Origin of the sequence: Dokdonella sp., from assembly GCF_049593775.1 — a bacterium.
Taxonomy (GTDB): domain Bacteria; phylum Pseudomonadota; class Gammaproteobacteria; order Xanthomonadales; family Rhodanobacteraceae; genus Dokdonella.
On record NZ_JBAWHJ010000150.1, the window covers coordinates 1 to 9,130 of the forward strand.

Genomic DNA, 9,130 nt, shown 5'->3' on the forward strand with positions numbered 1-9,130 from the left:
GCTGCTCTATAGCGATGGACTCGACGAGGCCGAAAACGAAGACGCCCAACCGTTCGGCATCGAGCGGGCGCGCGACGCCATGGCCGCAGCTTCAAACGGAGATGCACCGACAGTACTGGCATCCATCAATACGGCCTTGACTGAATTCGTTGGCAAGGCGAACGCCTCTGACGACCTGACCCTGCTGCTGCTCAGTCGTGACTCCGAGGTCGCGACAAGCTGAATCAGTGTTGCATTACCGGCGGCAGCGTCACTGTCCAATTGGTGACAGGACTTTCCTCACGCGCGATAAAAGCTCACCTGGCAGCGCATCACGCGACTCGGTAGGCGGTTCGGCACCGAGCACGCTGGCAACGCGAGCGGCCAGCGAATCCACAACTGCCTTTTTGGGCTTGTTCGCGGCAGGCTTGGCTGGCTCTGGCTTGGGCGATTGAGGCTTGGCTGCAGCGGCCTCCGGCGGTGCAGGCTTGGCGGCAACGGGCTTGGGGGCCACCGGTTTGTCGGCATCTGGCGTACTCGCCTCGGCTTTGCCCGACGCGGGTTTGGCAGCCGCGGGCTTGCCGGGGGCTGTCTTTATTTTCTGCGCGAGAGCAGCGTCGCGGTCTGGAAGTATCTTGAACAACTGGGTAAAGCCGGCGACGTCAAACACCTGGCGCACGGTCGGATTGAGCCCTGCAAGGCGCAAGCTGCCGTTGCCGTCCACACCCTTGCCAAGCATCAGCAGGACTCGCAATCCCGCACTGCTGACGTAGCCGACGCCGGCAAGATTGATGATGAAGTCGCGCGCGCCTGTTTCGAGCAGATCCTGAACAGCCAGCTCGAGGTCTGCCGAGGTATCGGTATCAAGGCGTCCCTTCAGATCCAGTACCAGGATATCGCCTACCGTCTCGTCGCGAATCTCGAGTGACATGGGTCAATCCGGCCTATTCATGAATAGGCGCGATGATCGCGCAGGACGCTGCGTTTGCTTCGCGACAAAGGTGATAGCCGGCGTTTTCGCCGAATGAGCGAAACGCCGTGTGGATGCAAGGGAAGAGTGAGCGCCTGCGAAATTCATGGATAGCCTGGCCTAGCCTTCACGGAAGACGAAACGGGCCATGCCGATCTGGACAACGTCCTCGTGCCGCAGCACGCGCTCCTTGATCGACTCGGCGTTGACCCTGGTGCCCGACTTGCTGCCTAGATCGCTCAAGGTATAGCCCTTGGAGTCAACCGTAATCTGGGCATGCTTGGCCTCGACGCCGGGGCCTCCGATTCGCACCTCGTTGGCGGCATCGGCACCCAGCGAGATGGGCTTGGGTGGCAACGGTATCGCGGATCGTCCCGCCTCCGGATTCTGCGGAACAAGGCGTGCAGTGCGCAGCGACATCGTTGAGCTTGGTCCAAAACCAGGCTGCTTGCCGTCAGCTCCGGGAATTGGTGGTGCGCCCGGCACTTTCGGCGGCTCGGGGATTTTCAGGACCTGCAGGATCTGAGTCTGCGCTGCGGGCGGCTCGTCACGGGCAGGACCCGGCGGCGCTGCGGGAGGAAGCGGCGGTGGCTCGGGTGCAGCCGGCATTTCCTGCGTGCTTGCAGGTCCCGGATCTGCTCCCTGAAGCAATTCCTCTTCGCTCGCGAAAACCTCGAGGAAGCGCGCGCGCAATGCCTCGCCCTGCTTGTGCGCCACGGCGCGTTCGGCGAGCGCCGTCTCGATATCTTTCAGGCGCGATTTGTAGGCCTCGTCATCGAATTCGCCCAGTTTTCTGCGCAATTCAATTTCCTGACGGTCCAGCTTTACCGCTTCGTGAGCTTCGGCGATATCACTCAATGCGCCGCGCAAGCGGGCATAGGAATCCCGGGCTTGCTGGCGCATCGGGTCCGCTTTGGCTTCAAGCGCAGCAAGTTGTCTTGCATAGTCGGCGTTGACGCGACTGAACACTGCGGGGTCGAAATCGGCCTTGACGGCCTCCAGGCCAGACAGGCGCTCGCGCAGGATGTCGGCCTCTTCCTTGAGCGCCTTGAGGGCGTCGATGACACCGAGATCCACATCGGACAAGGATTCGGGCAATTCTCTGACACTCATCATTTTCGCTCTCCCAGCCACCTCAGGCGGCGGCAAATTCGACTTCCACTGCACCAAACCGCAATTTGTCACCCGGCTTGATGGGCACATCCACGCCAGTGACGACACGGACGTTGTTGACGAAGGTTCCGTTTACGGTGCCAGATTCTTCGCGCACGAAGAACAACTGCCCCTGACGAACCAGTTTGGCATGCTTGCGGCTCAAGCTGCGGGTTGGGTCGACGCTGCTCAGGTTGACCTCCGGATTGATGCCGGCGGAGGGATCAGGTCGCCCGACCAGGAATTCATTCATTCCCGGATCCAGCGGGAATGATTTGCCATCCGCATGTTTGAGCAGACACGCCGCCCTTGTGGATGGGGATGATGGCGGTGGCGGTGGTGGCGACGGCACCGCCGGCGGCTCTGGCTTGTTCCTCGCCGCCTTGCCCGCCTCCCTGGACTTGGGCAACGCTGCTGTCGAAGGCGCAGCCCGCCCGGAACCAGAAGGCTTGCCCGCTCCGGAGCTCGTCAACAGCGCCTCGGTCAACTGGTTTTCGCAATCAAGATGCCGCTGGGCCAGCGTACGCATGATGGAAACGGCGATTTCCACGTTTTCACTCAGAAGGCCTGCGAACGCCTCGCGCTCGATCCTGAGCAGGCGCGCCGGTTCGCTTGCGATAGCGCTGGCTGATCGCGGCTGCCCGGAAAGCATGGACAATTCCCCAAAAAATTCGCCCGGTCCAAGACGCGCCACAGGCTCTTCACCTCGCGCCGCCAGAAAGATCTCAACCACCCCGGATTCGACAATGAATAAGGTCTGCCCGGGATCGCCCTCGGCAAACACGGCCTGGCCGGCCGGTACATCGAGGGTGAATTCGGCAGTTTTGCTCATGGAAAACAGACTCTGGCGCGGCAGGAATCAGCCCGGACCCGCGATTATGCCGAGCGCGCCACGCCAGCGGCAACCTGCGTGGCCGGGGAATACCCATTCCTGCTGCAGCAGGATTCCGATTCTTGCACCAGGTTCGTGAGCCTGACCCGAGCAAGACTGATCCTGCAGGCCATCAATGCGCATTCATGCCCGCGGGAGCTGACTGCGCCACCCCGAAGGGCAAGCTGGCGCCGATTTTCGTTGCGCGAACTGGGGCGTCCGTTCCCTGCGAGCGACTGATTGCCGCAGCTTCGACTGTTTATCACCGGGGTTAGTTGCGACTCCTGAAAGCCTACTGATATCATTCGCCGGCTCAGCGGGCGGCATTTTTTGCCGATCCGCCGTTTCAACACGACATTCGGGACAGGCTCAGGTGCGCAATTCCATCGCCCACGGTTGGCGGGTGGCAGTTCGCACCACGCTATTACAGATCGGCGCAACCATATTGGTTGCCCTGATTGCCTCGATGTTCGGTTTGCGGATCGGCCTGGCCACCCTCGCGGGCGGCGCCATCATCGCAATCGGGAACATGGTTTTTGCAGTGCGCCTGTTCGGGCGGGGAATCGCTCCGGCACGTAACACACTGCGCTCCGCCTATGCGGCGGAGGTATTGAAGTGGTTCTGGCTGTGTCTGGCGCTGTATATCGCCATCGCAGTCGTGAAACTGCCATTCACCGGACTGATCACCGGCGTCCTGGCAGCACAGTTTTCATTCTGGATCGCCCTAATCGCAATCAGGTAACCCGATGGCCAGCGAACACGCTCCGGCGAACATGACCGACTACATCAAGCATCACTTGCAGCATCTGCAGGTGCAGGTGCCTGGTACGGAAAGTCAGTTCTTCCTGATCAACGTCGACAGCGTGCTGTTCAAGCTGCTTGCTTGCGTGCTGTTCGTGTGGGTTTTCCTGCGCGTTTCGCGACGCGCCACGTCCGGCGTACCCGGAAAGCTGCAATGCGCCATAGAAATGATCGTCTCGTTCGTCGACGGCATGGTCCGCGAGACCTTCCACGGCAGAAGCAAGATCATCGCGCCGATGTCGATCACCATTTTCGGCCTCGTTTTCATCATGAATTTCATGGACATGATTCCGGTCGATGCCCTGCCCGCAGCGGGCGCTGCCGCCGGCATCAACTATCTGCGAGTCGTGCCGACTGCAGACATCAACACCACGGCCGGCATGGCCATCACCGTTTTCCTGCTGATCCAGTACATGGGTCTCAAGCACAAGGGCGTTGTAGGCTTTTTCAAGGAGTGGTTCACCGCGCCGTTCGGCCCGTGGTTCGCTCCGTTCAACCTGCTGCTGCGCGTGATCGAAGAAGCGGTGCGCCCCCTTTCGCTTTCATTGCGACTGTTTGGCAACATGTATGCCGGTGAGCTGATCTTCATCCTTATCGCTGTCATGACGCTGGGCGCCACGCTGGATCAGTTCTCGACTTATCTGCTTGGCGCCGGGCAATTCATCGCCGGCTTCGTGTGGACCGCGTTCCACGTGCTGATCATCACCCTGCAGGCGTTCATCTTCATGACGCTGACCATCGTCTACCTGAGCATGGCGGCAGAACATCACTAGAACGCTCGAACGAATTCAATTGCAACAGCCAACAATCGGGCGAACCTGCCCACGCCATTCAACCAGAACCTGATTTTTTCTTTAACCAGACCAGATCCAACCGGAGAGAACCATGGAAACCATTGCCAATATTGCCCAAGTCGGCGACCTGCTCAGCATGACGGTCATTGCCGCCGCCCTCCTGATCGGACTCGGCGCACTCGGAACGGCGATCGGCTTCGCCCTGCTCGGCGGAAAGTTCCTCGAGGGTGCATCGCGCCAGCCTGAATTGACCCCCATGCTGCAGACCAAGATGTTCATCGTTGCCGGCTTGCTCGACGCGGTGCCGATCATCGGTGTCGCCATCGCCCTGCTGCTGTTGTTCGCGAACCCGCTGCTCGCCACGCTCGGCGTCCAGTAACCGCCTGAAACCCGGCATCCGCGCGGCGGCCTGACGGCCGCCCGCACGCAGGAGCACTATTCATGATTCCGAACATTACACTGGTCATTCAGGCCCTGGCGTTCTTCGCCGTGGTCTGGCTGGTGATGAAATTCGGCTGGCCGCACATCATCGCGGCCATCGAAGAGCGCCAGGCCAAGATCGCCGAAGGTCTTGCTGCCGCTGATCGCGCCCATCAGGAACTGGCTGACGCCGACGCACGCGTGGCTGACGAGATCCGCAAGGCTCGAGTCGAAGCTGTCGCGATCGTCGACAAGGCGACCCAGCAAGCCAGCCAGATCGTCGAAAAGGCACGCACCGACGCGATCGTGGAAGGCACCAAGCAGAAAGCCATCGCTGCCGCCGAAATCGACAGCATGGCCCATCGTGCTCGCGAGGAATTGCGCGGCAAGGTGGCTTCGCTGGCAATCGCCGGTGCCGAGAAGATCCTCAAGCGCGAAATTGACGCCAATGCGCACAGGGAACTGCTCGACCAGCTCGTGAGCGAGATCTAGGCCCATGTCCAGCGCACTGACCCTGGCCAGACCGTACGCGCGCGCCGCTTTCGAAACGGCGCATTCGCATGCAGCATTGGCCAGTTGGGCCGAAAGGCTGGGTTTCGCCGCCGAAGTGGCGGCCGACCCGCGTCTGGCGGCGCTGTTTGGCAACCCCCGCCTTGGGAGTAGCGAACTCGCGTCGCTGTTCCTTCCGCATGGGGAGAAACCAGACAGCGATTTCGCCCGATTCATCAGCCTGCTCGCGGAAAATGGCCGCTTGCCCGTGCTGCCAGAGATCGGCGCCATATTCGAACAACTCAAGCTTGATTCCGAGCGCACTCTGAAGGTGCGTTTGCGCACCGCGGAGCGTGTCGATACTGCCGAGCTGGAAAAAATCAGCGCTGCACTCAAGCGGCGATTTGATCGCAACATCGAGTTGACCCAGTCCATCGATCCGAAAATGATCGGCGGCGCCATCATCGACGCCGGAGAAACCGTCATCGATGGTTCGGTGCGCGGTCGGCTGGCGCGGCTCGAACAAGCGCTCATCCAGTGAGCGGAAGTATTTCAAGGTCGGCAACGCCGCGATCAGTCAGCCCTGATCGCTCCAACCGCCGACTGGCGCCAATTGCCAACTCCACATACTGAAAAATCCGCGCATGGCACGAGCCATGCACGAACCGGGAAACCAGAATGGCCACCACGATCAATCCGTCCGAAATCAGCGAACTCATCAAGCACCGCATTGAGGAGTTCAAGCTCACTGCCGATGCGCGCAACGAAGGCACGATCACAAGCGTGTCCGATGGCATCGTTCGCGTACACGGTCTCAACGATGTGATGTCCGGCGAAATGGTCGAGATGCCGGGCGACACGATTGCCCTCGCCCTCAACCTCGAGCGTGACTCGGTCGGCTGCGTGGTTCTCGGTGGCTACGAACACCTGCGCGAAGGTGACACGGTCAAGACAACCGGCAAGATCCTCGAAGTGCCGGTCGGCCGCGAACTGCTCGGACGCGTCGTCGACGCGCTCGGCAATCCCATTGACGGCAAGGGCCCGATCAACGCCAAGCACACCGCACCGATCGAAAAGGTCGCGCCGGGCGTGATCTGGCGCAAATCGGTCGACCAGCCGGTGCAGACTGGCTACAAGTCAGTCGACTCGATGATTCCGATTGGTCGCGGCCAGCGCGAGCTGATCATCGGCGATCGCCAGACCGGCAAGACTGCCCTGGCCATCGACGCGATCATCAACCAGAAAGATTCCGGCATCAAATGCATCTACGTCGCCATCGGACAGAAGCAGAGCTCGATCGCGAACGTCGTGCGCAAGCTCGAAGAGAACGACGCACTGGCGCACACGATCATCGTTGCCGCCTCTGCCTCCGAATCGGCGGCCATGCAATACATCGCACCGTACTCCGGCTGCTCGATGGGCGAATTCTTCCGCGATATCGGCGAAGACGCACTGATCATCTATGACGATCTGACCAAGCAGGCCTGGGCTTACCGCCAGATTTCGCTGCTGCTCAAGCGCCCGCCTGGCCGTGAAGCCTATCCGGGTGACGTCTTCTATCTGCATTCCCGCCTGCTCGAGCGTGCCGCACGCGTCAACGAAGAGTATGTCGAGAAGCAGACCAACGGTGCAGTCACCGGCAAGACCGGCTCGCTGACCGCATTGCCGATCATCGAGACCCAGGCCGGCGACGTATCCGCGTTCGTGCCTACCAATGTGATCTCGATCACCGACGGCCAGATCTTCCTCGAGACCGATCTGTTCAACGCCGGCATTCGTCCTGCCGTCAACGCCGGCGTCTCGGTGTCGCGAGTGGGCGGTGCCGCGCAGACCAAGATCGTGAAGAAGCTTTCCGGCGGCGTGAAGCTCGCTCTTGCACAGTTCCGTGAACTTGCAGCGTTTGCGCAGTTCGCCTCGGATCTCGATGCCGCGACACGTGCCCAGCTTGAGCGTGGCCAGCGCGTCACCGAACTGATGAAGCAGAAGCAGTACGCGCCGCTGTCGATCGCCGAACTGGCACTGTCGGTCTATTCCGCCGAAAAGGGCTACCTCGACGACCTGCCGATCGCCAAGATCCTGCCGTTCGAAGCTGCCCTGCACCAGCATTTCCACAGCAACTACGCCGACCTGATGAAGAACATCGTCGACACCGGCGACTGGAACAGCGACATCGAAGGCAAGTTCAAGGCAGGTCTGGACGAGTTCAAGACGACGGGGTCCTGGTAGGACCCATTGGGATTCGGGATGACGGGATTTGGGATTCGAAAGAGCCGAATCCGCGAAACTCCTGGCTTTTACGAATCCCGAATCACGAATTTCGAATCCCGAAAGCAAGTCCCGCAGCCGAATGATTGCTGCAACGACGAAAGTGTGAGGTAAACGTGGCCGGCGGCAGAGAAATCAAAACCAAGATCAAGAGTGTGCAGAACACCCGCAAGGTGACGCGCGCGCTGGAAATGGTCTCGGCATCGAAAATCCGCAAGGCGCAGGACCTGATGAAGGCCTCGCGTCCGTATGCTCGCCTCATGCGCCAGGCCATTGGCCACATCGCGCATGCGAACAGCGAATACCAGCACCCGTTCATGGTCGAGCGCAGCGAGATCAAGCGCGTTGGTTTCGTGATTGTTTCGACTGATCGCGGACTCTGCGGCGGACTCAACACCAATTTGTTCCGCAGCCTGCTTGCGCAAATCCGCAGCTGGCAGGACAAGGGTGTGGAAGTCGACATGGTGTGTATCGGCCAGAAGGCGACTTCATATTTCCGTCGCCTCAAGGTCAACATGGTCGGCAGCGTTACCCATCTCGGCGAAAGGCCGCAGGTCGACAAGCTGGTCGGCGTGATCAAGGTCATGCTTGATGCGTACACCGAAGGCAGGATCGATCGCCTTTCGCTGGTCTACAACGACTTCGTCAACACGATGACGCAGAAGGCAACGATCGACCAGTTGCTGCCACTGCCGCCATCGGACGAACTGACGACCACGCACGCCTGGGACTACCTGTACGAGCCTGATGCAGCCTCGGTCCTCGACCATGTTCTGACGCGTTACGTGGAGTCGCTGGTCTACCAGTCGACCCTGGAAAACCTTGCCAGTGAACATGCCGCGCGCATGGTTGCCATGAAGAGCGCGTCCGACAACGCGACCAAGGCCATCGGTGACCTCACGCTCGTCTACAACAAGGCCAGGCAGGCCGCGATCACCCAGGAAATCTCGGAGATCGTCGGCGGCGCAGCTGCTGTATGAGTGCGATCGTTCCTGATCGCGAGAATCAAGAAACGGCCATCCGTGGCCGCACTAATCATCAACAGCACGGCTTCGGCTGAGCTATTGCAGAATTGAAAGAGACATCCGGAGTATTCCCATGAACCAAGGCAAAGTCGTACAAATCATTGGCGCCGTCGTCGACGTCGAATTTCCGCGCGATTCCGTGCCCAAGATCTACGACGCCCTGACCATCGATGGCATGGCGATCACGCTCGAGGTGCAGCAGCAGCTCGGTGACGGTGTCGTGCGCACGATTGCGCTCGGTTCAACCGACGGCCTCAAGCGCGGGCTTGTCGCCAACAACACCGGCGAAGGCATCAAGGTGCCGGTCGGCAAGGAAACCCTTGGCCGCATCATGGACGTGCTCGGCAATCCGATTGATGAAGCC

11 protein-coding genes and 1 pseudogene are annotated in these 9,130 nt (G+C 60.4%); 9 read left to right on the forward strand and 3 right to left on the reverse strand.

Annotated features, from left to right (window positions below; genetic code table 11):
- Window positions 1-223, forward strand: a 223-nt coding sequence (locus WBP53_RS05250; RefSeq protein ID WP_423926648.1) for a SpoIIE family protein phosphatase, incomplete at its 5' end; no start/stop codon positions are given.
- Between the two features lie 27 nt (window positions 224-250).
- Here WBP53_RS05250 and WBP53_RS05255 read toward each other — a convergent pair.
- The 3 genes from WBP53_RS05255 to WBP53_RS05265 all read right to left on the reverse strand — a co-directional run bounded on the left by WBP53_RS05255 (window position 251) and on the right by WBP53_RS05265 (window position 2,933).
- Window positions 251-910 (reverse strand): STAS domain-containing protein, encoded by a 660-nt coding sequence (locus WBP53_RS05255; RefSeq protein WP_423926650.1) that lies wholly within the window; start codon window positions 908-910, stop codon window positions 251-253.
- 159 nt (window positions 911-1,069) lie between these two features.
- Complete coding sequence (locus WBP53_RS05260; RefSeq protein ID WP_423926652.1) at window positions 1,070-2,065, reverse strand: FHA domain-containing protein; 996 nt, start codon at window positions 2,063-2,065, stop codon at window positions 1,070-1,072.
- Window positions 2,066-2,084: 19 nt separating this feature from the next.
- Window positions 2,085-2,933 carry a cyclic nucleotide-binding domain-containing protein gene (locus tag WBP53_RS05265; protein ID WP_423926654.1) on the reverse strand — a complete coding sequence of 283 codons (849 nt, stop codon included), beginning with the start codon at window positions 2,931-2,933 and terminating at the stop codon, window positions 2,085-2,087.
- Window positions 2,934-3,345: 412 nt separating this feature from the next.
- On the opposite strand from WBP53_RS05265, the gene WBP53_RS05270 reads away from it, so the two are divergent.
- The 8 genes and pseudogenes from WBP53_RS05270 to WBP53_RS05305 all read left to right on the forward strand — a co-directional run.
- Window positions 3,346-3,714: an ATP synthase subunit I gene (locus tag WBP53_RS05270; protein WP_423926656.1), complete on the forward strand. Its 369-nt coding sequence runs from the start codon at window positions 3,346-3,348 to the stop codon at window positions 3,712-3,714.
- 4 nt (window positions 3,715-3,718) lie between these two features.
- Window positions 3,719-4,546, forward strand: coding sequence for a F0F1 ATP synthase subunit A (gene atpB / locus WBP53_RS05275; protein WP_423926658.1), 828 nt, complete (start codon window positions 3,719-3,721; stop codon window positions 4,544-4,546).
- Window positions 4,547-4,703: 157 nt separating this feature from the next.
- Window positions 4,704-4,946, forward strand: a complete 243-nt coding sequence (gene atpE, locus WBP53_RS05280; protein ID WP_423926667.1) for a F0F1 ATP synthase subunit C — start codon at window positions 4,704-4,706, stop codon at window positions 4,944-4,946.
- A 62-nt stretch (window positions 4,947-5,008) separates the two neighbouring features.
- Window positions 5,009-5,479: a F0F1 ATP synthase subunit B gene (locus tag WBP53_RS05285; protein ID WP_423926660.1), complete on the forward strand. Its 471-nt coding sequence runs from the start codon at window positions 5,009-5,011 to the stop codon at window positions 5,477-5,479.
- Window positions 5,480-5,483: 4 nt separating this feature from the next.
- On the forward strand, window positions 5,484-6,017 hold the full coding sequence (locus WBP53_RS05290; protein ID WP_423926661.1) for a F0F1 ATP synthase subunit delta: 534 nt from the start codon (window positions 5,484-5,486) through the stop codon (window positions 6,015-6,017).
- 137 nt (window positions 6,018-6,154) lie between these two features.
- Window positions 6,155-7,702 carry a F0F1 ATP synthase subunit alpha gene (atpA, locus tag WBP53_RS05295; protein WP_423926663.1) on the forward strand — a complete coding sequence of 516 codons (1,548 nt, stop codon included), beginning with the start codon at window positions 6,155-6,157 and terminating at the stop codon, window positions 7,700-7,702.
- A 155-nt stretch (window positions 7,703-7,857) separates the two neighbouring features.
- Window positions 7,858-8,721 carry a F0F1 ATP synthase subunit gamma gene (atpG, locus tag WBP53_RS05300; RefSeq protein ID WP_423926665.1) on the forward strand — a complete coding sequence of 288 codons (864 nt, stop codon included), beginning with the start codon at window positions 7,858-7,860 and terminating at the stop codon, window positions 8,719-8,721.
- A 118-nt stretch (window positions 8,722-8,839) separates the two neighbouring features.
- Window positions 8,840-9,130: pseudogene (locus tag WBP53_RS05305) on the forward strand (F0F1 ATP synthase subunit beta); the annotation flags it as partial.